The organism is Comamonas brasiliensis, assembly GCF_018292285.1.
GTDB classification, from domain to species: domain Bacteria; phylum Pseudomonadota; class Gammaproteobacteria; order Burkholderiales; family Burkholderiaceae_C; genus Comamonas; species Comamonas brasiliensis.
The window spans coordinates 38,652-59,588 of record NZ_JAANES010000008.1; the positions used below are offsets into that span (position 1 = coordinate 38,652).

General features: G+C 62.4%; 20 protein-coding genes. 13 read left to right on the forward strand and 7 right to left on the reverse strand.

Annotation, left to right across the window (positions count from 1 at the left end; all coding sequences use genetic code 11):
* Positions 1 to 27 precede the first annotated feature (27 nt).
* A complete protein-coding gene (locus DJFAAGMI_RS24135; protein ID WP_211459806.1) occupies positions 28 to 828 on the forward strand; it encodes a hypothetical protein in 801 nt (266 codons plus the stop codon).
* 105 nt (positions 829 to 933) lie between these two features.
* Positions 934 to 2,886 carry an MFS transporter gene (locus DJFAAGMI_RS24140; protein ID WP_211459808.1) on the forward strand — a complete coding sequence of 651 codons (1,953 nt, stop codon included), beginning with the start codon at positions 934 to 936 and terminating at the stop codon, positions 2,884 to 2,886.
* A 10-nt stretch (positions 2,887 to 2,896) separates the two neighbouring features.
* Here DJFAAGMI_RS24140 and DJFAAGMI_RS24145 read toward each other — a convergent pair whose 3' ends face one another.
* On the reverse strand, positions 2,897 to 3,670 hold the full coding sequence (locus DJFAAGMI_RS24145; RefSeq protein ID WP_249334790.1) for a DUF3047 domain-containing protein: 774 nt from the start codon (positions 3,668 to 3,670) through the stop codon (positions 2,897 to 2,899).
* 187 nt (positions 3,671 to 3,857) lie between these two features.
* Between DJFAAGMI_RS24145 and DJFAAGMI_RS24150 the strand changes: the two genes are divergently transcribed.
* The 3 genes from DJFAAGMI_RS24150 to DJFAAGMI_RS24160 all read left to right on the forward strand — a co-directional run bounded on the left by DJFAAGMI_RS24150 (position 3,858) and on the right by DJFAAGMI_RS24160 (position 6,414).
* The gene (locus tag DJFAAGMI_RS24150) at positions 3,858 to 4,364 is read left to right on the forward strand and encodes a hypothetical protein (protein WP_003059300.1); all 507 of its coding nucleotides are present in this window, start codon (positions 3,858 to 3,860) and stop codon (positions 4,362 to 4,364) included.
* A gap of 21 nt (positions 4,365 to 4,385) precedes the next feature.
* Positions 4,386 to 5,243, forward strand: coding sequence for a DUF2145 domain-containing protein (locus DJFAAGMI_RS24155; protein WP_043370652.1), 858 nt, complete (start codon positions 4,386 to 4,388; stop codon positions 5,241 to 5,243).
* Positions 5,244 to 5,313: 70 nt separating this feature from the next.
* Positions 5,314 to 6,414 carry a zinc ribbon domain-containing protein gene (locus DJFAAGMI_RS24160; RefSeq protein WP_211459810.1) on the forward strand — a complete coding sequence of 367 codons (1,101 nt, stop codon included), beginning with the start codon at positions 5,314 to 5,316 and terminating at the stop codon, positions 6,412 to 6,414.
* 35 nt (positions 6,415 to 6,449) lie between these two features.
* Here DJFAAGMI_RS24160 and DJFAAGMI_RS24165 read toward each other — a convergent pair whose 3' ends face one another.
* The gene (locus DJFAAGMI_RS24165) at positions 6,450 to 7,871 is read right to left on the reverse strand and encodes a GGDEF domain-containing protein (protein WP_211459812.1); all 1,422 of its coding nucleotides are present in this window, start codon (positions 7,869 to 7,871) and stop codon (positions 6,450 to 6,452) included.
* 272 nt (positions 7,872 to 8,143) lie between these two features.
* Positions 8,144 to 9,316 carry a tRNA guanosine(34) transglycosylase Tgt gene (gene tgt, locus DJFAAGMI_RS24170; RefSeq protein WP_211459814.1) on the reverse strand — a complete coding sequence of 391 codons (1,173 nt, stop codon included), beginning with the start codon at positions 9,314 to 9,316 and terminating at the stop codon, positions 8,144 to 8,146.
* 121 nt (positions 9,317 to 9,437) lie between these two features.
* Here tgt and DJFAAGMI_RS24175 point away from each other — a divergent pair, with 121 nt between their 5' ends.
* On the forward strand, positions 9,438 to 9,911 hold the full coding sequence (locus tag DJFAAGMI_RS24175; protein ID WP_211459816.1) for a universal stress protein: 474 nt from the start codon (positions 9,438 to 9,440) through the stop codon (positions 9,909 to 9,911).
* Positions 9,912 to 9,957: 46 nt separating this feature from the next.
* Here DJFAAGMI_RS24175 and DJFAAGMI_RS24180 read toward each other — a convergent pair whose 3' ends face one another.
* Together DJFAAGMI_RS24180 and DJFAAGMI_RS24185 are read right to left on the reverse strand one after the other, a co-directional pair.
* Positions 9,958 to 10,380: a hypothetical protein gene (locus DJFAAGMI_RS24180; RefSeq protein WP_249334800.1), complete on the reverse strand. Its 423-nt coding sequence runs from the start codon at positions 10,378 to 10,380 to the stop codon at positions 9,958 to 9,960.
* 95 nt (positions 10,381 to 10,475) lie between these two features.
* Entirely contained in the window at positions 10,476 to 10,991 is a 516-nt protein-coding gene (locus DJFAAGMI_RS24185) for a MarR family winged helix-turn-helix transcriptional regulator (protein ID WP_211459819.1), read from the reverse strand.
* A gap of 141 nt (positions 10,992 to 11,132) precedes the next feature.
* Between DJFAAGMI_RS24185 and DJFAAGMI_RS24190 the strand changes: the two genes are divergently transcribed.
* The 7 genes from DJFAAGMI_RS24190 to DJFAAGMI_RS24220 all read left to right on the forward strand — a co-directional run bounded on the left by DJFAAGMI_RS24190 (position 11,133) and on the right by DJFAAGMI_RS24220 (position 18,998).
* Positions 11,133 to 13,457 carry a bifunctional salicylyl-CoA 5-hydroxylase/oxidoreductase gene (locus tag DJFAAGMI_RS24190; RefSeq protein WP_211459820.1) on the forward strand — a complete coding sequence of 775 codons (2,325 nt, stop codon included), beginning with the start codon at positions 11,133 to 11,135 and terminating at the stop codon, positions 13,455 to 13,457.
* 124 nt (positions 13,458 to 13,581) lie between these two features.
* Positions 13,582 to 14,352: an SDR family NAD(P)-dependent oxidoreductase gene (locus DJFAAGMI_RS24195; protein WP_211459821.1), complete on the forward strand. Its 771-nt coding sequence runs from the start codon at positions 13,582 to 13,584 to the stop codon at positions 14,350 to 14,352.
* Between the two features lie 22 nt (positions 14,353 to 14,374).
* A complete protein-coding gene (locus tag DJFAAGMI_RS24200; RefSeq protein ID WP_211459822.1) occupies positions 14,375 to 15,229 on the forward strand; it encodes an enoyl-CoA hydratase family protein in 855 nt (284 codons plus the stop codon).
* A 1-nt stretch (position 15,230) separates the two neighbouring features.
* Entirely contained in the window at positions 15,231 to 16,394 is a 1,164-nt protein-coding gene (locus DJFAAGMI_RS24205; RefSeq protein WP_211459823.1) for an acyl-CoA dehydrogenase family protein, read from the forward strand.
* Between the two features lie 54 nt (positions 16,395 to 16,448).
* The gene (locus tag DJFAAGMI_RS24210; RefSeq protein ID WP_211459824.1) at positions 16,449 to 18,065 is read left to right on the forward strand and encodes a benzoate-CoA ligase family protein; all 1,617 of its coding nucleotides are present in this window, start codon (positions 16,449 to 16,451) and stop codon (positions 18,063 to 18,065) included.
* A gap of 76 nt (positions 18,066 to 18,141) precedes the next feature.
* Positions 18,142 to 18,603: an acyl-CoA thioesterase gene (locus DJFAAGMI_RS24215; protein ID WP_211459825.1), complete on the forward strand. Its 462-nt coding sequence runs from the start codon at positions 18,142 to 18,144 to the stop codon at positions 18,601 to 18,603.
* Between the two features lie 2 nt (positions 18,604 to 18,605).
* Positions 18,606 to 18,998, forward strand: coding sequence for a RidA family protein (locus DJFAAGMI_RS24220; RefSeq protein ID WP_167011014.1), 393 nt, complete (start codon positions 18,606 to 18,608; stop codon positions 18,996 to 18,998).
* A 247-nt stretch (positions 18,999 to 19,245) separates the two neighbouring features.
* On the opposite strand, the gene DJFAAGMI_RS24225 is transcribed toward DJFAAGMI_RS24220, so the two are convergent.
* Positions 19,246 to 20,469, reverse strand: coding sequence for a phospholipase A (locus DJFAAGMI_RS24225; protein WP_211459827.1), 1,224 nt, complete (start codon positions 20,467 to 20,469; stop codon positions 19,246 to 19,248).
* 41 nt (positions 20,470 to 20,510) lie between these two features.
* On the reverse strand, positions 20,511 to 20,834 hold the full coding sequence (locus DJFAAGMI_RS24230) for a hypothetical protein (protein ID WP_249334792.1): 324 nt from the start codon (positions 20,832 to 20,834) through the stop codon (positions 20,511 to 20,513).
* Positions 20,835 to 20,937 lie beyond the last annotated feature (103 nt).

The window sequence follows — 20,937 nt, forward strand, 5'->3', positions numbered from 1 at the left end:
TGCGCGGCATTCACACAAGGAAGCGCCATGCAACTGCATACCTCATCGATCACGACCGTGGAAATGACGGGCCCCGAGACCTCGGGCACGCTGGAGCAGCGCTTTGCCTTGTTCGGGGGCATGGCCTTGCTGTTCACGCTGGCTCTGCTGATGCCCGGCATGGCCCAGCCCGAGCACTATCACGCCTTTGCCGACCAGCGCGGCTGGCTGGGCCTGCCGCATGCGGCCGATGTGTTGAGCAATCTGGGGTTTGTGCTGGCCGGACTGGCGGGCGGGCTTGCGCTGCGGCGCGCCGACTATCAGAAGCTCAATGGCACGGCGCGTGCCCTGTGCGTCCTGTTCTTTGCGGGCCTGCTGTGCTCGGGGGCAGGGTCTGCGTACTATCACTGGGCACCGCAGGATTCGAGCCTGGTCTGGGACCGGCTGGGCATGAGCCTGGCTTTCGCCGGCTTGCTGGGTCTGGCGGTGCAGACGCGCATTGACGACATCAGCGCCCGCATTACTGCCGGGGTATTGCTGGTGGCGGCGCCCGTCAGCGTGGCAGTCTGGGCGCAGACCAGCAATGTGCTGCCCTGGGTGCTGGTGCAGGGCGGCGGCATGCTCGTTCTCCTGTGGCTGGCCTTTGTTGTGCCGCGTCGTCATGCGCTGCCTGTGGAGCTGGGCTGGGTGATCGGTCTGTACCTCGTGGCCAAGCTGCTGGAGCTGTCGGATGGCGATGTGTTCGACGTGACCGCGCACGCAATCTCCGGCCACAGCCTCAAGCACTGGGTGGCCGCTGCCGCCGCGTGGCCTGTGCTGCGTGCCTTGCAGCAGTGGCGTGAATCGTAATATTCATAGCGGCTGGCGCATGTTCAACAAGCGTCAGCCGCATAAAACCTACAAAAAAATCCGGGCAAGTTGGCACAATGCCAGCAGCGCCACAGGGAGAGATCCATGAATTCCACGCCGACCGTGCATACGGCCGCCGCTGCACAGCAGCATGCCCACCCCAACCAGTTTGCCCTGCTGGGCCAGCGCCGCTTTGCGCCGTTTTTCTGGACGCAGTTTGCCGGTGCGGGCAATGACAATCTCTTCAAGTTCGCCTTCACGGTGATGGTCACCTATCAGCTCAGCGTCTCGTGGCTGCCGCCTTCCATGGCAGGCCTGGTGATCGGTGCGCTGTTCACCCTGCCTTATCTGCTGTTTTCGGCCACTTCGGGCCAACTGACCGACAAGTGGGACAAGACCCGCATGTTCCGCCTGGTCAAGAATCTTGAAATCGGCATCATGCTGATCGCGGCCTGGGGCTTTATCCAGGCCAATGTGCCGGTGCTGTTGCTGTGCGTGTTCCTCATGGGACTGCACTCCACGCTGTTCGGTCCCGTCAAGTTCGCCTATCTGCCCCAGGTGCTCAACGACCGTGAACTCACGGGCGGCAATGGCATGGTGGAAATGGGCACTTTTGTCGCCATCCTGCTGGGTCAGGTCGCTGGCGGCCTGCTGATCGCCGTGCCGCAGGTCGGTCATATGCAGGTCGCCATAGCCTGCGTGGCCGTCGCGGTCGTGGGTCGCATCTGCGCGCAGTTCATTCCTCACGCGCCGGCCACTGATCCGGGCCTGGTCATCAACTGGAACCCGTTCACCGAAACCTGGCGCAACCTCCAGCTGGCGCGCCAGCAGCCCGTGGTGTTTCGCTCGCTGCTCGGCATCAGCTGGATGTGGTTCTTCGGTGCGGTGTTTCTCTCTCAGTTTCCCAGCTTTGCCAAGGAGGTGTTGCATGGCGACGAACATGTGGCATCGCTGCTGCTGGTGATCTTCTCGGTGGGCATCGGCATTGGCTCGCTGCTGTGCGAAGTGTTCAGCCGTCGCCAGGTGGAGATCGGTCTGGTGCCGCTGGGCGCGATTGGCATGAGCGTGTTTGCGATTGATCTGTTCTTCGCCACGCGCGCGCTGCCGCCCTCCGAGCTGATGGGCGTGAGCGCCTTTTTTGGAGAGGCCAAACACTGGCGCGTGATGCTGGACCTGGGCCTGCTGGCACTATCGGCGGGCATTTACAGCGTGCCCATGTATGCATTGATCCAGATGCGCAGCCAGCCCACGCACCGCGCGCGCATCATCGCGGCCAACAATATCCTGAACGCGCTGTTCATGATCGCCTCGGCCGTGCTGGCTGGTGCCCTGCTGGCCGCAGGTTGCAGCATTCCCCAGGTGTTCCTGATCACCGGAATCGCTAACGCCATCGTGGCGCTCTATGTGTTCCTGCTGGTGCCCGAATATCTGCTGCGCTTTGTGGCCTGGGTCATCACCCACTTTGTCTACCGCTTCAAGGTGCGTGGCGACGAGCATATTCCGCGCGATGGCGCGGCCGTGCTGGTCTGCAACCATGTGAGCTTTGTCGACGCCATCTTGCTCATGGCGGCCAGCCCGCGCCCCATTCACTTCGTGATGGATCACCGCATCTTCCAGGCTCCGGTGCTGGGCTGGTTGTTCAAGCTGGCCAAGGCGATTCCGATCGCACCGCACAAGGAGGATCCTGCGACCTATGAAGCAGCGTTCGCGCGGGCGGCAGAGGTGCTGCGCGAGGGCGATCTGCTGGCCATCTTCCCCGAGGGCGGGATTACCTCTGACGGCCAGCTGCAGCCGTTCAAGGGCGGCATCATGAAGATTCTCGACCATGCGCGAGATGATGGTCTGCAGGTTCCCGTCATTCCCATGGCGCTGACCAATCTCTGGGGCTCCTACTTCAGCCGCATCGAGTTGCGCGGCGGCAGGAATGTGGCCATGGTCAAGCCGCTGCGCCGCGGCCTGTTCAACCGCGTGGGGCTGGAAGTGGGCGAGCCCGTAGCGGCTGCTGCGGTCACGCCGGCCCTGCTGCAGCAGAACGTGGCGGATTTGCTCCGGCGTTGAGGCTGAATGATCAGGGCGCGAGCCGGATATCACCCATGTAGGCAAGTCCTTCCCCATGGGTGTTGTCCGAGTCCGCCGAGACGGTGACGCCGATGATGGTGGGCATGGCCTGGGATTCGTCGCCAAAGGCCTGCTGGTAGTCGGCGGAGAGATGGCGCTGCTCCGTCACCCACTGGCCTTTGTGTGCGTCACCGCTTTGCAGCACGATGTAACGCATGCGATGTGTGAACGCGTTGTGCATGACCGTGCCCACGGGCTGCTTGTTGTCCCAGACATAGCACAGGGTCTCGGCCGGGATATCCTCGCCGGTGCTGATTCTGCCCAGGCGCAGCTTGGCCCGTTCGCCAAAGCTCAGCTGCGATTTGTCAAAGTCGAAGGACACGCAGAGCTTGAGCGCCGCATCGTCGCCAGCCCTGGTTTTGATATCGGCCTTGTCGATCAGCTGATCCACACGCCAGCGCCACTGCAGCTGCAGATCGGGTGCGGCAGCCTGGTGAAGGGTGTGCACCATATTGCCGTAAGCGTCATGTGTGCTCACGCGCAGCACATGCCCGCCATCCTGGTCCACCACATTGAAGGCCGTCGGATTCTTGTTGGGCAGGGTGGCAAAGTGCCAGGGGCCGCCCAGCGGGCCCGGCGGCATTTGCGAAAAAGCAGGAATACCGCTGCCCTGTGCCAGGCCAGGGACAGCCAGGGTAGAGATGATGGTGGCGAGCGTTGCCGCAAGCCAGATCCGCGAAGGCGAAGGTTTGCGCTGGACAAAGGTCTGAGAGTGAAACCGCATGGATTGCCTGATGATTTTTAGAAGTTGTGGGCGCGGAAATCGGACAGGATGCATACACTGCCACCGGTTCGGGGGCAGCAGCGGACTGAAAGTATCGGGTTGAGATACTGAAAGATCTGCCAATTGCTGATTTTGACAAAACACAGGGCCAAAGTTTCGGGCGCGTGGATGATTCGTTCGTCGCCGCATGGAAATCGCGGTTCATTTCAACAACCATCGGGAGCCATTTGTGATCAACGTCTTGACCTTTATCCGTCCTCTTCGCAACAGCCTGTGCGCCCTGGGCGCGGCCTTTGCCTTGCTGGGCGGCAGCGCAGTCCACGCCCAGAGCGAAGCCTCTCTGGTGCTGTCGGCCCTGCCTGTGGCATCGGTGGTTGCAGCGGTATCGGGTGGCGCTTCGGAGGAAGTCGTGGCAATACCCCTGTTTCTGTCGGCCGCTGGCGCATCCGTGATCGTTGAGGCCGTGGAGAGCAGTGCCACAGGCGTGACCTATGTGCTCAAGAATGTGGCCGACGGCACCTCGGCGGTGGTCAAGGTCTCTGGCCAGGCCGCAGGCGCCCTGTCGGTCGGTGTGGGCACGGTGGTGCAGACCAGCGCCACAGCGGCCGGCGTGATTCTGTCCACGGCAGGCAAGGTGCTGGCCTTTATCCCCAACGAAATCGGCAAGGCGCTGATGCACAACGAGCGTCTGTAACTCAAGAAGCAGGAGGCTCGCATGATCAAGGAACCGACAAACGTTGTACACGCCATGGCACCCGCTCAACGCACCGGCATGCCCATTCCCGGCCCTGTGGTGCTGGCGCTGGGCGCTGCGCTGATTGCCTGGGCAGGCTCGGCCCAGGCAGGCCGCAGCTGTGAGGATCGGCCGCTGACTGCCGATGTCATGGCCAAGGGGCTGAATCTGGCTGCGCGTACCGCCAAGGCGCTGGATGCCGAGTTTCAGAAGAACGGCACCCAGGTCGTGCTGCTGGCGCGGCAAGGACAGGATTTGAGCAAATACGATCTCAAGTATTCGCACTATGGCTGGGCTTACAGAACGCCCGCCGGTCCCTGGCGCGTGGCGCACAAGCTCAATGAGTGCGGCACTGCATCCGGCCATATCTACCGCCAGGGCCTGGGCGAGTTCTTTCTTGACGATATGTGGCGCTACGAAGCCGCCATTCAGATCCCGACGCCGGCGGTGCAGCAGGCCTTGCTCAAGTTCCTGAGCGCTCCCACGGTGCTGCGCCTGCAGAACGAACCCTACAGCATGGTCAGCTATGTCTGGAGCAGCAAGTACCAGCAATCGAACCAATGGGCAACCGAGACACTGGCCGCGGCCATGGAGCCGGCGGCGATTCAGAACCGCGCACAGGCCCAGGCCTGGCTGCAGGCCAAGGGTTACGAGCCCAGCGCGCTCATCATTCGCGCGTTCTCGCGGCTGGGCGGGCGCATGACGGCAGCCAATATCGCTTTTGACGATCATCCGAATGAAAAGCGCTTTGCGAGCCGCATCGAGACGGTGACGGTGGACTCCGTGACTCAGTGGTTGCAGCGCACGCAACTGGCATCGGCCGTGCGTACCGTGCAATGAGTTTGAGTCTTTTTGGCTTCAAGGCCTTGCTGAGTATGCGCATGGCGCTACGTTTTTGGAGTAATTGAAAATGAGCAAGTCTCTGCGTTTGCCCGAGAAATGGTTTCGCCGTGGCCTCTGGCTGGTGGCGCTGGTGTTTGCCTTCTTCCTGATCGGTCTGGGTGGGCTGGTGGTGGGCAACCTGCCGCAGCCCGATCGCTCGCTGGAGATCGAGTCTTTTATTCCTGAGGCTGATGCACAGCGTGTACAGGCCCAAATCGACCAGGCCCGGAAGACGGCCGGCGTCACCCAGAAGGCCCTGGACAGGGCCCAGCTCAAGTTCGATGCCGAGCGCGCGCGCTATCAGTCGGCGCGCGATACCTTTGACAACTGGGTGGCGACCCGTCGGGCTACGGAGCGCCCGGAGCAGGATGCCGAGCTGGTGGCGCGCAGCAAGGCGCTGGATGCGCTCAAGCAGGCCGAAGACATGGCCCGCCAGGAGCGCGAAAAGGAAGCCCAGACCCATCTGGAAGCGAATCAGGCCGTCTCCAACGCCGAGGCGGAGATGAGCAGCCTGCGCGAGCAGGCCTATCCCCAGTATGAAGCCGCCATGCGCGCCAGCGAGCTGCGCGTGTTTCTGTTCCGTCTGGCCATCACCTTGCCCCTGCTGGGCGTGGCGGGCTGGCTGTTCGCCAAGAAGCGCAAGAGTACCTGGTGGCCTTTTGTCTGGGGCTTCATCTTTTTCGCGCTGTTCGCCTTCTTTGTCGAGCTGGTGCCCTATCTGCCTGACTACGGCGGCTATGTGCGCTACATCGTGGGCATCGTGGTGACGGTGCTGCTGGGACGCTATGCCATTCTTGCGCTCAACCGCTATCTGGAAAAGCAGAAGCTGCAGGAGTCTCTGCCCGAAGAGCAGCGCCGTGAAGAGCTGAGCTATGACGTGGCGCTGGAGCGGCTGTCCAAGAATGTGTGCCCGGGCTGCGAGCGCCCGGTGGATCTCAAGAACACCGAGATCGACTTCTGCCCTCACTGCGGTATCGGCCTGTTCGACCATTGCGGCAGCTGCAATACCCGCAAGAGCGCGTTCTCACGTTTTTGCCATAGCTGCGGCACTGCAGCAGGCAAGATCCTGCCGCGCCTGGATGCGGCACCAGCAGCTCAACCGGCATCCGGGGCGAACGAGAGCAGGTGAGCGCTGGCCGGGCGATCCGGATGCTGGAGCCGCGCTTAGCAAAGCTGTGAACTGACGCGGTCGCGCCCGGCCGCCTTGGCCTCATACAAAGCCTGGTCGGCATCCTGCAGCAGCAGATCAAGGCTTTGATGCGCTTGCAGCCGGTCGATATGGACCAGGCCTATGCTGACCGTGGCGCTCATCAACTGGTCATCCATGGGAACGCGCAGTTCCCAGATGGCGCGGTTGATGCGCTTGGCAATCTCCTGCGCTGCGGCGGCATTCACCTTGGGCAGAGCCACGGCGAATTCCTCGCCTCCCATGCGGCCCACGATGTCCTGAGCGCGCAGCACCTGGGTCAGCGTTTGGCAGAAGCTGCGTAGCAGCTGGTCGCCTCCCGCATGGCCGAAGCTGTCGTTGATCTGCTTGAAATGGTCCAGATCCAGCATGAGGATGGCAAAAGGCTGGCCATCCTGCCGGCAGCGCTCCAGTATTCTTTGCCCCTGCTTCATGAAGGCACCGCGTGCCAGCATATCGGTCAGAAAGTCGTGGTTGACGGCATGGCTGAGCTTTTGCATCAGCTCGTTGCGGGCCATGTGCGATCCGGCCACCGCCAGCGGGCCCAGCACCAGCATGCACAGACCCATGCGAAATGACAAAGCCTCCAGAAAATGAGCGGGTGTGAATTCAAGCGTGCCCAGCGAAATAAAGAGGATGCTGCTCAGGCACAACGAGGCCGTGATCAGCGTCAGACTGAAGATGCGATAGCTCAGCGCACACCAGATCAGAGCCGGCAGCGAGAAAGCCAGCGAACCCGGGCCCTTGATCCAGTAGCTGATGGCTTCCAGGGCAATCACGGCCAGCAGTGGCAGGACGCGGCGCAGCGCAGAGGATTCGCCCGGATGTTCAACTGGTTGCCGGCTTGCAGGCCAGGCCAGAACAATGGGTAAAAACATCATGTAGTTCAGCCATTCGCTGCTCAGCCACATGGAAAAAGCCTGCCAGTGCGGCGTCCCGAAAACGGCGCTCAGCACCGGAGCTCCGAGCAGCGAGGCCGTCAGTGCGCCCAGGCCGCTGCCCACAAACAGCAGCAGGGCGGAGGACTGGCGTTGCATGAACAAGGTGGCATGGCGCTGCCTGTGCATCAGCGTCCAGGCTGCACCCACACCGGCCATATTGGCAATGCTGAGCAGGATTGCCACATCGAGCCGGCTGCCCGTGAGCAGGTCGGCGGCGATATAGGCTGCCGAGACCGTCAGCACCGAGCTTGGACGCAGCCAGTCAGGGCGGTGCAGCAAAAAGCCCAGCAGCAGTGCGTTTGCGGGCCAGATCGGCGAGAGAAATCCCATGGGGCGCGCCAGTATGCCCAGCAAGGCGGCCAGAAACACCAAGCTTCCCAGCGCGAGCGCAGCGGTCCATGCCCTGGGGGCAGCGGTCTGCAGCAGCGGCGTTGGCTTGGGGGCGGAGGCTTCGGTCATGGGAGAGGGGCCGCGGGCGTTTCGTGGAGCTTTCTTCAGTGGCTCTTTGCAAATCCGATGTCGATCGCCAAAAATGCCTCTTGTTGCCGTTAGATGTTGTAGTTTTAACAAAAACATACAGAAAAACGAGAGCGCACGCGGTTTTGCTGCGCGCTATTGACGATGTTTTTCAATTGATGGCCTGCTGAGCAAGCGCGATGTCAGCTGTCGAATGAAAAAAGCCAGAGACTCGCTCTGGCTTTTGGAGGTTCTGCTGCAGCAGGCGATGGGGCTCAAACCCCGCGTGCGCGATCGGCCTTGAAGCGGGCGCGGAACTCGGCAAACGTGCCCGCGTCGAGCGCATTGCGGATTTCCTGCATCAGGTTCAGGTAGTAGTGCAGGTTGTGGATGGTGGTCAGCATGGGGCCCAGCATTTCGCCGCAGCGGTCCAGATGGTGCAGATAGGCGCGGCTGAAGCCGTCGCGACCGCCATCATCCCAGCTCACGCCGCTCTTGCCGGCGCAGGCATGGCAGGTGCAGGTGGTGTCTATGGGCTGGTGATCCACCTTGTGACGGGCGTTGCGGATCTTCAGATCGCCGTAGCGCGTGAAGATGGTGCCGTTGCGTGCATTGCGGGTAGGCATCACGCAGTCAAACATGTCCACGCCGTCGGCAACGCCTTGCACCAGGTCTTCGGGCGTACCCACGCCCATCAGGTAGCGTGGCTTGTTGGCGGGAAGCAGATGCGGCGTGTGGGCCATGATCTCCAGCATCTCGTCCTTGGGCTCGCCCACGGAGACGCCGCCCACGGCATAGCCTGGGAAATCGATTTCCAGCAGTCCCTGCAGCGATTCCTCGCGCAGATTGGTGTACATGCCGCCTTGCACAATGCCGAACAAGGCATTGGGGTTCTCCAGGCGTTGGAACTCCTCCTTGGAGCGCTTGGCCCAGCGACGGCTCATCTCCATGGACTTGCGTGCTTCGGCCTCGGTGGTCTTCTTGCCATTGGTCTCGTAGGGCGTGCACTCATCGAGCTGCATGACGATGTCCGAATTCAGAATCGTCTGGATCTGCATGCTGACCTCGGGCGACATGAACAGCTTGTCGCCGTTCACGGGGCTCTGGAAATGCACGCCTTCTTCGATGATCTTGCGCATGGCGCCCAGAGACCAGACCTGGAAGCCCCCCGAGTCGGTCAGAATGGGCTTGTCCCACTTCTCGAAGTCGTGCAGACCGCCGAAGGACTTCATGATGTCCAGGCCGGGACGCATCCACAGATGGAAGGTATTGCCCAGGATGATCTGCGCGCCCATTTCTTCGAGGCTGCGCGGCATCACGCCCTTGACGGTGCCATAGGTGCCCACGGGCATGAAGATGGGGGTCTGAACCTTGCCGTGGTTAAGCGTCAAGGTGCCACGGCGCGCGTGGCTGTTCGGGTCGGTCTTGAGAAGGTCAAACTGCAGCATAGTCCGCTATTTTCCCAGATGCTTGCAAGCACTGCTGCAATAGCCGATGCTTGGCCCAGATTCGTAACCCGTCTTTGCTGCCTGGCCCTACACTGGTGCACAAGACGAACAGGAGGTTGCCATGCTCAAGATCATGCTTGCGGTGGATGGATCGGATGTCGCGCTTGAGGCCGTACGCCACGGCATCAAGCTTTTGCAGAGCGGACTGGATGCTCACTTTGTGATAGCTCATGTGCAGAAGGAGGCATCGCTGCTGGAGCTTGCAACCACAGATTCCGATCTGATCGCCAACGCCAGCATCGAAGCCGGCATGGATCTGGTGGCACCGGCGCAGGATCTGCTCAAGGAAGCCGGAGCCTCCTATGAGGTGGAGATCAGTCTGGGCGAAGAGGCGAACACCTTGATCGATATTGCCGAGAGCAATGAATGCGATCAGATCATCATCGGCGCCACGGGTCAGAGCGGGCTGGGCAGCATTCTGATCGGCTCGGTTTCACGCGAGGTGGCCAGGCACAGCCGTCTGCCGGTGACGATCGTGAAAATGCCGGAAGTCGCGGAGCTGGATGAAGGTTCCGACGAGGAAGCGGACGCCTGACGGGATGACCCTGCGCAATACGCAGCAGGAGCACTTGAGGGTGAAGTCAGGCTGCGCGGCGCTGCTGGCCGGATTCGCGCCTTTGCCAGTTGCTGCGGCTGCCTGCGCGGTGGGCGGAAAATTTGCCATGCGGCATGCTGGCCAGACGCATCAGCATCCAGCGGCAATAGCCCTGAACGCTCAGGCATTTGTTGATTTCCTCTTCGGGCAAGGGGCCGGAGACCACGATCAGCCGGTCTGCGCCCTCCCAGTCTCCTGCCATGCGCAGCCGGCGCTGCGCACCCATGGCCCAGGAGTGGATGCGAGTGGGGTGACCATGCTGGTGCACGCGGCCGGTGATGCGATCGAACGCGATGGCGACCAGCTCGGTCTTGAGGCGATAGGGGCGCTCTCCCGTGATGGCATTGAGCGCATCACGCATGTCGTAGAGGTAGTAATACCCGGACCTGAGCCGATATCGCAGATGCATTAAATCCATGAACCATGCCCCCAAAGCCTGTGTCACGCAGGACTGCGTGCTGGGCATTCTCCATGAAATTGTCACTAAACGGTGGTTTTTCGGGCTCAGACACCTTCTGACAAGCTCAATGCCTGTCTGAGCTTGCCCAGCTGTTCGTAGAGATCGCTGGCGCTTTCGCTGTCCAGCGGTGCTAGCAACTGCTGAAGCCATTGCTCATGGGCGGTGGCCATGGCCTTGAACTGCTTTCTGCCGGTGCGCGTCAGCCGCACGATCATGGCGCGTCGATCTTCTTCGTCGGCCACGCGCTCCACCCAGCCTTCGGCGACCAGCTGATCGGTCAGCCCCGTCACATTGCCTCCGGTCACCATCAGATATTCCGACAAGGTCTTCATGCGCAGCCCCTTCGGAAAGCGGCTGAGCTGGGCCAGATAGTCGAAGCGAGGCAGCGTGGTACTGAATTCCGTGCGCAGCTGGCTGCGTATGACTTGCTCGATCTGCGTGCTGCAGGTCAGCAGGCGCAGCCACAGGCGCACGGCCTGATGGTCGGAGTCAGACAGACCGGCCTCGCGGCCAGGGGTGTCCGGCATGTCGATGGAAGAGTCCAGATGGTGTTTGTCCATGGTCTACATAGTGTTTCAAGCGCCTGAGCTTGGCTTCAGGGTTTGGCCTGATTTTAGTGAAAAGTTCATGCATTAATAATTTAGGCATAAAGTAATTTTCGATGCGCCATTTTCTCGAAGCGCCAGGAAGGGATTGCTGTCATGAAGATCGTCTGCATAGGCGGCGGCCCCGCCGGCCTGTACTTCGCGCTGCTGATGAAGCAGCTGGACCCTGCGCACGACATCACCGTGGTCGAGCGCAACAAGCCCTATGACACCTTCGGTTGGGGCGTGGTGTTCTCGGATGCCACCATGGACAATATGCGTGACTGGGATCCGGTGACGGCGACGCAGATCGAGCAGGCCTTCAACCATTGGGACGATATCGAACTGCTGTTCAAGGGGCGCAGGATTCGCTCCGGCGGCCATGGCTTTGTGGGGATTGGCCGCAAGCACCTGCTCAACATCCTGCAGGCGCGCTGCGAGCAGCTGGGTGTCAACCTGGTGTTCGAGACCGATGTGCAGAGCGACGAGGAATATCCGGATGCCGACCTCATCATTGCCTGCGATGGCGTGAACTCTCGCATCCGCAGCAAGTACGAGAGCACTTTCAAACCCGATATCGTCACCCGTCCCAATCGCTACATCTGGCTGGGCACGAACAAGGTCTACGAGGCCTTCACCTTTGATTTCGTGCGCACCGAGCATGGCTGGTTTCAGGCGCATATCTACAAGTTCGACGACAAGACCTCGACTTTCATCGTCGAGACCACGGAGGAATGCTGGAAGGCCAGCGGCCTCGATGGCGCCGACCAGGAGCAGTCCATCGCCTTCTGCGAAAAGCTGTTTGCAGATAATCTGCAGGGCGAGAAGCTGATGACCAATGCCCGCCATCTGCGCGGTTCGGCCTGGATCAATTTTCAGCGCGTGGTCTGCGACCAATGGTGGTTGCGCAATGCCAGGGGCAGCCATGTGGTGCTGATGGGCGATGCCGTGCACACGGCTCATTTCGCAATCGGCTCGGGGACCAAGCTGGCGATTGAGGATGCCATCGAGCTGGCGCGCCAGTTCAAGCAGATCGGCGATGCGGCCGAGCATATTCCCGAGGTGCTGACCGCCTACCAGGAGGCGCGTCGTGTGGAGACGCTGCGCCTGCAGAACGCGGCCTGGAATGCGATGGAGTGGTTCGAGGTCTGCGGTCAGCGCTACTGCGATCAGCTTGAGCCCGAGCAGTTCATGTACTCCATGCTGACGCGCAGCCAGCGCATCAGTCACGAGAATCTGCGCCTGCGCGATGCCGCCTGGCTGGACGGCTATGAGCGCTGGCTGGCCGAAAGAAATGGCGTGACCACGGATGGCAAGGCGCCCCCGCCTATGTTCCTGCCCTACAGGCTGCGTGGGCTCACGCTCAAGAACCGCATCGTGGTGTCGCCCATGGCCCAGTACTCGGCCGTGGACGGCGTGCCCGGAGACTATCACCTCATGCATCTGGGCGCGCGCGCCATGGGCGGGGCGGGGCTGGTGTTTGCCGAGATGGCCTGTGTCAGCCCCGAGGGGCGCATCACGCCGGGCTGCCCCGGGACTTACTCGGCGCAGCAGAAGCAGGCCTGGAAGCGCATTGCGGACTGGATTCATGCCAATACCGATGCCAAGTTCGCCATGCAGATTGGCCATGCGGGCGCCAAGGCCTCGACGCGGCTGGCCTGGGAAGGTACGGATCTGCCACTGGAGCAGGGCAACTGGCCGATCATGGCCGCGTCGGAGCAGCAATATCTGCAGGGAGTGAGCCAGATCTCCAAGGCCATGACACGCGCCGATATGGATGAGGTGCTGCAGCAGTTTGTCCATGCTGCGCAAATGGCGGCCGACATCGGCGTGGACTGGCTGGAGCTGCATTGCGCCCACGGCTATCTGCTGTCGGGCTTTATCTCGCCGCTGACCAATCACCGCAGTGATGAATATGGCGGCAGTCTGGAAAACCGTCTGCGCTATCCGCTGGAAGTCTTCAAGGCCATGCGCGCCGTCTGGCCTCAGGACCGGCCTATGTCCGTGCGCATCTCGGCCCATGACTGGGTGCCCGGCGGCATCACTCCCGAAGACGCGGTGGAGATCGCCAAGGCGTTCAAGGCCGCAGGTGCGGATCTGATCGACTGCTCCTCGGGTCAGGTCAGCAAGGCAGAAAAGCCGGTGTTCGGGCGCATGTTTCAGACCCCGTTTGCGGACCGCATTCGCCAGGAGGCCGGCATTGCGACCATGGCCGTGGGCGCGATCAGCGAGGCCGATCATGCCAACAGCATCATTGCCGCAGGACGTGCCGATCTGTGCGCGATTGCCAGACCGCATCTGGCCAACCCGGCCTGGACGCTGACCGAAGCCGCCAAGATTGGCTACACGCCCATCGTCTGGCCCAAACAATACTTCCAGGGCAAGCGCCAGATGGAAGCCTTGTTCGAGCGCGAGAAAGCGCAGCAGGCGTCGGCCAAATGAAACCCCTGAGTCTTCGCAGCGTGCCTTCACCTAAGCCTGAGGGCAGCGGATGCGGTGCCTTCTCGGCCCGGCAGGTGAGGGCTGGAATGCATCCGTTTGATGGGCCGCTGGCCTGGAGAATTCAATGACAGGCGATATGAACGATCAACATGCGCTGGTGACGGGCGCGGGCCAGGGCATTGGCGAGGCGATTGCGCGTCGGCTGCTGGCCCAGGGCGCTCGCGTCACGGTGCTTGGGCGTCGCGCCGAGCCGCTGCAAAAGCTGGTGGAGCAGCACCCTGGTCAATGCCAGATGGTACTGGCCGATGTGGCCGATGAAGAACAGGTGGCGGTGGCGTTTGCGCAGGCGGCAGCCGTGCATGGTGACATCAGCATTCTGGTCAACAACGCCGGCCAGGCCAGCAGCGCGCCCTTCATGAAGATGGATGCCGCGCACTGGCAGCAGATGCTGGCGGTCAACCTGACCGGTACCATGCACTGCATTCAGCAGGTGCTGCCGGCCATGTCCGCTTCGGGCTGGGGGCGCATTGTCAATGTGGCCAGCACGGCCGGCCTGGTGGGCTATGCCTATGTCGCGGCCTATGTGGCTGCCAAGCATGGCGTGGTGGGCCTGACACGCGCCCTGGCGCTGGAGTACGCCAGAACCGGGATCACCGTCAACGCCGTCTGCCCTGGCTATACCGAAACCGAGATTGTCAAAACCAGCATAGACCGCGTGGTGGCCAAGACCGGCCGCACACCGCAGCAGGCTATGGCCGAGTTCGTCAAATCCAACCCCCAAGGCCGTCTGGTGCAGCCGCAGGAGGTGGCGGACGCCGTCCAGTGGCTGTGTGGGCGAGGCGCATCAAGCATTACCGGGCAAGCCATCGCCGTCGCCGGTGGCGAAGTCATGTGACCCGGAGTTTTTGGAGGCAGACATGAGCGAATACGCAATCGATCCAGCGCTGCAAGCTGGCAACCACAAGCCGCTGACCGGCTATCAGGCCACGCATTTCCTGTGGCAGGTGACAGATGGTGTGGCCACCATCACCCTCAATCGCCCGGAGCGCAAGAATCCGCTGACGTTTGATTCCTATGCCGAGCTGCGCGACCTGTTTCACCAGCTCAAGTGGGCGCAGGATGTGAAGGCCGTGGTGCTGGTCGGCGCCGGCGGCAACTTCTGCTCGGGTGGCGATGTGCATGAAATCATCGGTCCGCTGGTCGCGCTCAAGGCCCCCGAGCTTTTGATGTTCACCCGCATGACGGGCGAACTGGTCAAGACCATGCGTGCCTGCCCCCAGCCCATCATCGCGGCAATCGATGGCGTATGCGCGGGTGCCGGGGCCATCATGGCCATGGCTTCGGACATGCGCCTGGGCACTGCGCGCAGCAAGACCGCCTTCCTGTTCAATCGTGTGGGGCTGGCGGGCTGCGACATGGGTGCCTGCGCCATGCTGCCGCGCATCATCGGCCAGGGCCGTGCGAGCGAGCTGCTCTATACGGGACGCAGCCTGGGCGGCGAGGAGGGCGAGCGCTGGGGCTTCTTCAACCGTCTGTGCGATCCCGAGAGTGTGCTGGCCGAGGCGCAGAAGCTGGCCGCCGATCTGGCCGCCGGTCCCAGCTTTGCCAACGGCATTACCAAGACCATGCTGCACCAGGAATGGGCCATGACCATAGAGCAGGCCATCGAAGCCGAAGCCCAGGCCCAGGCCCTGTGCATGCTGACCGAGGATTTCTCGCGTGCCTATCACGCGTTCGTGGCCAAGCAAAAGCCCGTCTTTCAAGGAAACTGACATGGCAGACACCAGCTATCTGAAGTGGCCTTTCTTTGAAGCCCATCACGCTCGTCTGGCCCAGTCGCTGGATGCCTGGGCCAGACAGAACATTGCGCATTCCCACGGCCCCGATGTGGATGCCGAATGCCGGCAACTGGTCAAGGCCCTGGGCGAAGCCGGCTGGCTGCGGCATGCGGTTGCGGGCGAGATCCATGGCGGCGCAGGAGAGCAGATCGACACCAGAGCCATCTGCCTGATCCGGGAGACGCTGGCGCGCCACAGCGGTCTGGCCGACTTTGCGTTTGCCATGCAGGGCCTGGGCTCGGGGGCGATCTCTCTGGCGGGTAGCGAAGAGCAGAAAAAGCGCTACCTGAGCCGGGTGGCCAGGGGCGAGGCGATCTCGGCCTTTGCACTGTCCGAGCCCGATGCCGGCTCGGACGTGGCTGCCATGGCCTGCGAGGCCAGACTCGAAGGTGATCACTATGTGATCAACGGCGAGAAGACCTGGATCTCCAACGGCGGCATCGCCGACTTCTATGTCGTTTTTGTGCGCACCGGCGAGGCTCCGGGGTCGCGTGGCCTGTCGGCGCTGATTGTGGATGCCGACTCACCGGGCTTTGAAGTGGCCGAGCGCATCGACGTCATCGCACCGCACCCGCTGGCGCGTTTGAAGTTCTCCAACTGCCGCGTGCCTGCAGCGCAGCGCGTGGGCGAGGCCGGTGAGGGCTTCAAGGTGGCCATGCGCACGCTCGATGTGTTCCGTACCTCGGTGGCCGCCGCATCGCTGGGCTTTGCGCGTCGTGCCATGGATGAGGCCTTGCAGCGTGCCACCAGCCGCAAGATGTTCGGCGGAGTGCTGGCCGACTTCCAGCTCACCCAGGCCAAGCTGGCGCAGATGGCCACGCAGATCGACAGCGCAGCGCTGCTGACCTACCGTGCGGCCTGGCTGCGCGACCAGGGCGAGAGCGTGACACGCGAAGCTGCCATGGCCAAGATGACGGCGACGGAAAACGCCCAGCAGGTGATCGATGCGGCCGTGCAGATCTGGGGCGGTCTGGGCGTGGTCAGCGAGCAGCCCGTGGAGCGGCTTTACCGGGAGATTCGGGCCCTGCGCATCTACGAAGGCGCGACCGAGGTGCAGCAGCTCATCATCGGGCGCGACCTCATCAAGAACCATGGCTGAAAGCGCTCACGAATAAAGAACATCCGCCTGTTTTGGCCAAAAGGAGTGTGAGTCATGTCGTACACCGCGCATATCGATACCTTTGCCGCTGACAATCTGCCGCCCGCCGAGCTGCAGCCCGAGTTCCGTTTCGAGCTGCCCGAGCTGCAGTTCCCGGAGCGCCTGAACTGTGCCGTGGAGCTGCTCGACAGACATGTGGCGCAAGGTCGGGGCGATCGCTTGTGCATTCAGGCCGAGGGAGTGCGCTGGACCTATGCCGAGCTGCAGGCGCAAGCCAACCGCATTGCCAACGTGCTGACCGGGCAGCTTGGCCTGGTGCCCGGCAATCGCGTGCTGCTGTGTGCGCCCAACAATCCGATGATGGTGGCTTGCTGGTTTGGCGTCATCAAGGCCGGCGGGATCGCGGTGGCTGCCATGCCGCTGCTGCGAGCCAAGGAGCTGTCTGCGATTGTCGACATTGCGCAGATCGGCCATGCGCTGTGCGACGAGGCCTTGCGCAGCGAGGTGCAGGGCGCCCAAGGAAAATCCGCCCGGCTGCAGAAGGTTCTGTTCTTCAACGGTCAAGGCGCTGCTGCGGACGCGCTGGAGCCGCTGATGCAGGCTGCGTCTGCCAGCTTCACGGCCGTGGATACTGCCGCCACGGACACCTGCCTGCTGGGCTTCACCTCGGGCACCACGGGCGTGCCCAAGGCCACCATGCATTTCCATCGCGACGTGATGGCGGTCTGCGCCTGCTGGCCTGTGCATATGCTGCGCGCCAATGCCGACGACGTGTTCATCGGCAGCCCGCCGCTGGCCTTCACTTTCGGACTGGGCGGACAGGTGCTGTTCCCCATGTCCATAGCGGCCAGCATGGCCTTGCTGGAGAAGGCCGGCCCCGCGCAACTGGTGGACGGCATCGAGAAATTTGGCGCCACCGTGGTGTTCACGGCCCCTACCTCCTATCGAGTGATGGCCCAGCAGGGCGAACGCATTCGCCGCACCCGGCTGCGCAAATGCGTGTCGGCGGGCGAGGCATTGACTGCCTCCACGCGGGCGCTGTGGAAGGATGCGACCGGCATTGAAATCATCGACGGCATCGGCTCCACCGAGATGCTGCACATCTTCATCTCGCATCGCGAAGAGGATGCGCGCCCCGGTGCCACCGGCAAGGCCGTGCCTGGCTACCGTGCCAAGGTGGTGGACGATGCGGGGCTCGAGGTACCGCCCGGCACCGTGGGCAAGCTGGCCGTGCAAGGCCCCACGGGTTGCCGCTATCTCAACGACAGTCGTCAGACCAAGTATGTGAGCCAGGGCTGGAATCTGACGGGCGATGCCTATCTGATGGATGGCGACGGCTATTTTGTCTATCAGGCGCGTACCGACGACATGATCATCTCGTCCGGCTACAACATTGCCTCTCCCGAAGTCGAGGAGGCCTTGCTGCTGCACGCGGCCGTGGCCGAATGTGCGGTGATCGGCGTGGCCGACAGCGAGCGCGGCCAGATCGTCAAGGCCTTTGTGGTGCTGCGTGCCGGCCATATGGCCAGCGATGCCCTGGTCATGGAGCTGCAGGACTTTGTGAAGAGTCAGGTCGCGCCCTACAAATACCCACGGGCCGTGCAGTTCGTCGACCAGTTGCCGCGCACGGCCACGGGCAAGTTGCAGCGCTTTCGCCTGCATGAAACCTGATGGCCATGTTTTTCAAGCGGCCTGCGCCTGATGGGCAGGTGCTGCACGCAAATTTGATGGAAAGAACAGTCTGGCTATGAGTGAAGTAGCAATGGCTTCAGAACGCTTTGTGACGCAGGTGCCGATTCGCTTTGCGCACTGCGACCCGGCGGGCATCATCTTCTTTCCGCAGTATCTGGTGCTGTTCAACGGACTGGTGGAAGACTGGTTCAACAACGCGCTGGGCCTGAGCTATGCGGACATGGTGCAAAAGGACAGGGTGGGCCTGCCCATCGTGCACCTGGAGTGCGATTTTCGCACCATCACCCGCATGGGGGAAACCGTGGCGCTGGGTCTGTCGGTTGCCAAGCTGGGCAATCGTTCGCTGACACTCGATGTGGACTGCACAGGCCCGGAGGGACAGCTGCGCGTGACGGCGCAGAAAGTGCTGGTCTTTACCAGTCTTCAAACCCATCAGGCGATCAGCGCGCCACCCGCAATTCGCCGCGCCATCGAACGCTGGCTGAGTTCATCCAATCCAACAGAAAACAGGAGTTGAACATGCAAGTACTGCTGCCGCCGGGCTGGCCCCGGCCCAAGGGATATGCGAATGGAGTGTCCGTGAGTGGCCGCCAGATCTATGTGGCCGGCATGATTGGTTGGGACGCCGAGGGCCGGTTTCATACCGACGATCTCGCGGCGCAGGCCAGACAGGCTCTGCACAATATCGTCGAGGTGCTGCAGGCCGGTGGAGCCAGGCCCGAACACATCGTGCGCATGACCTGGTACATCACCGACAAGAAGGAATATCTGGCGCAGCAGGCCGAGATCGGCAAGGCCTATCGCGAGCTGATTGGCTCATTCAGCGTGGCCATGACGGCCGTGCAGGTGGCGGCCCTGATCGAGGACAGGGCCAAGGTGGAGATCGAAGTGACGGCCGTGGTGCCCGAGTGACTCTGATTTGATAGCTGATAACGCTTGTATCCATTGAATTTCAATGCTTTTTAAGCTTGAAATTGATGAGGGTAGAGTGCTATATGCTATGAAAAATGAGTGCGCCGCAGCTGGCGGACGCCATCTGTAGAAGCGGTACTCCCCGAGCCCGAGCCCCAAGCCGGAGGCAGCGAGCCCGGGCTGCCCCGTTGCCTCTCGCCCCTGGGGAAGGCGCGGGTCCGCCCGGGCGCAGCGCCTCGGGCAGCGCTTAGAAGTCCAGCAGGCTCAGGCCCACGCTGAGCACCGTGCGCTTGTTGTTGTAGTCGACCAGGCTGTCGCCATAGCCGCTGAACAGCTGTACATGCAGGCGCAGATTGCTCTTGCCGCCGTTCCAGCCTTCGCCCAGGGTGCGCAGCCATTCGATGCGTCCGGAGCCCTTGCCCTGGCCCAGCGAGCCGCGAGCGGTCAGGCCCAGGTAATTCTGGTCGTTGACGTTCCAGCCCAGCTTGACTTCACCGCGGCCGATGTAGTCCTGGATGTGGGGGTTGTCGTCCTCGAGCGCGCTCTCCTTCATGCGCTGCCAGGCCTTCAGATGCAGCTGCCAGCGGTTGCCAAGCTCGGCGCCGGTCATCAGATACCAGCGGTTCCAGCTACGCGACAGCGGATTGCTCTGACCGTTGGACTGGTGCGCGATGCCAATGCCCGAGTAGCGCCAGCGCCAGCCCAGCGGCAGTTGGGCGTCCGTCGGGTAGACGTAGAAGACCTCGGGCTCGTGGTCGGTGGTGCGGAAGGGCCGCGAGATATCGCCGTTGAACAGCTGCCAGTAGGACTGCTGGGTATAGCCGAACCACAGCGAATCCTTGCCCTTCGAGGTGGGGCCGGTCAGCAGGCCGGAGGCAATCTTGGTGCGGGCCGAGAGCTGCAGGCGCATCTCGTGCTTCTGGTAGGGCTGCTCGGTCGCCAGGCCGCGGCTGGGCGAATAGGGCTGCTGATTGACCTCGTCACCCACGACCACGGAGACCGACATGGGACGGTAGCCGCGGAAGTTGAAGGTGCCGCAGTCCGTGCCGGGCTCCAGTTCGAAATAGCGCGACACCTCGGTGTAGCGTGGATCGCGGCAGCCGCCGTTGTTGGGCGATAGACCCAGGCCGCTGTCGGCGCTGGCGACAGTCGCCGCAGTCGCCCCGGCCGCACTGGCGGGCGCGGCATCGTTTGCCGAGGCGGTAGCGGCAGTGAGAGCAGGCGCAGCTTGTGCGCTGGCTGCAGGTGCACTCCAACCGGTGGCCTGGGGCGCAACCGCCGGGCCTTGCTTGTGTGCCCAGGCATCAAAGCAGGCCAGGCGGTCGTTGTTGCTGGTGGTGGCAGCACATTGCTGCCAGCTTTCGGGGGGCGGCAGTTCCGCGCTGCTGGCGGTGGTTGGGTTCAGGCCGCCGACCAGTGTCAAGCCTATGCTCAGGGTCAGGGGGGGCGGGGAGAAGAAGCGAATACTCATGGGATCAATCAATGCACAGGCAGGACAAGGCCCAGCCCTGCTCAGGGTTGGACCTTGCGCATGATGAACGCGCGGGGTGGATCATTTTCTCCCTCCTGGTAACTGCCGTGAATTTCTGTACCGCAGCTGCCGTCGACCACTTCGCCCAGCCAGGCGCCGGTGATGCGTGAGCCGTCAGCGCTTTCTTCGAGCGTGACCGTGCCATCGTTCACATCGCCGACCATGGGGTGGCTGCCGCCCGGGCGGCTGATGCTGCCCTTGACGTTGCCTGCCCACTCGGGATGCGGGCCCAGCACCATGCGGGCGGTTTCTTCGCTGCCGGTGACGGAGCCTGTCCATTCACCTTGCAACTGCTTGTCGCTCATCTGCCAGTCTTGCGGGCAAGTGCTGGCAGATTTGGAATCAAACTGGGCGCAGGCGCTTAGGGAGAAAGCGCTGGCAGCTATGAAAATCAGAGTTCTCAAAGTC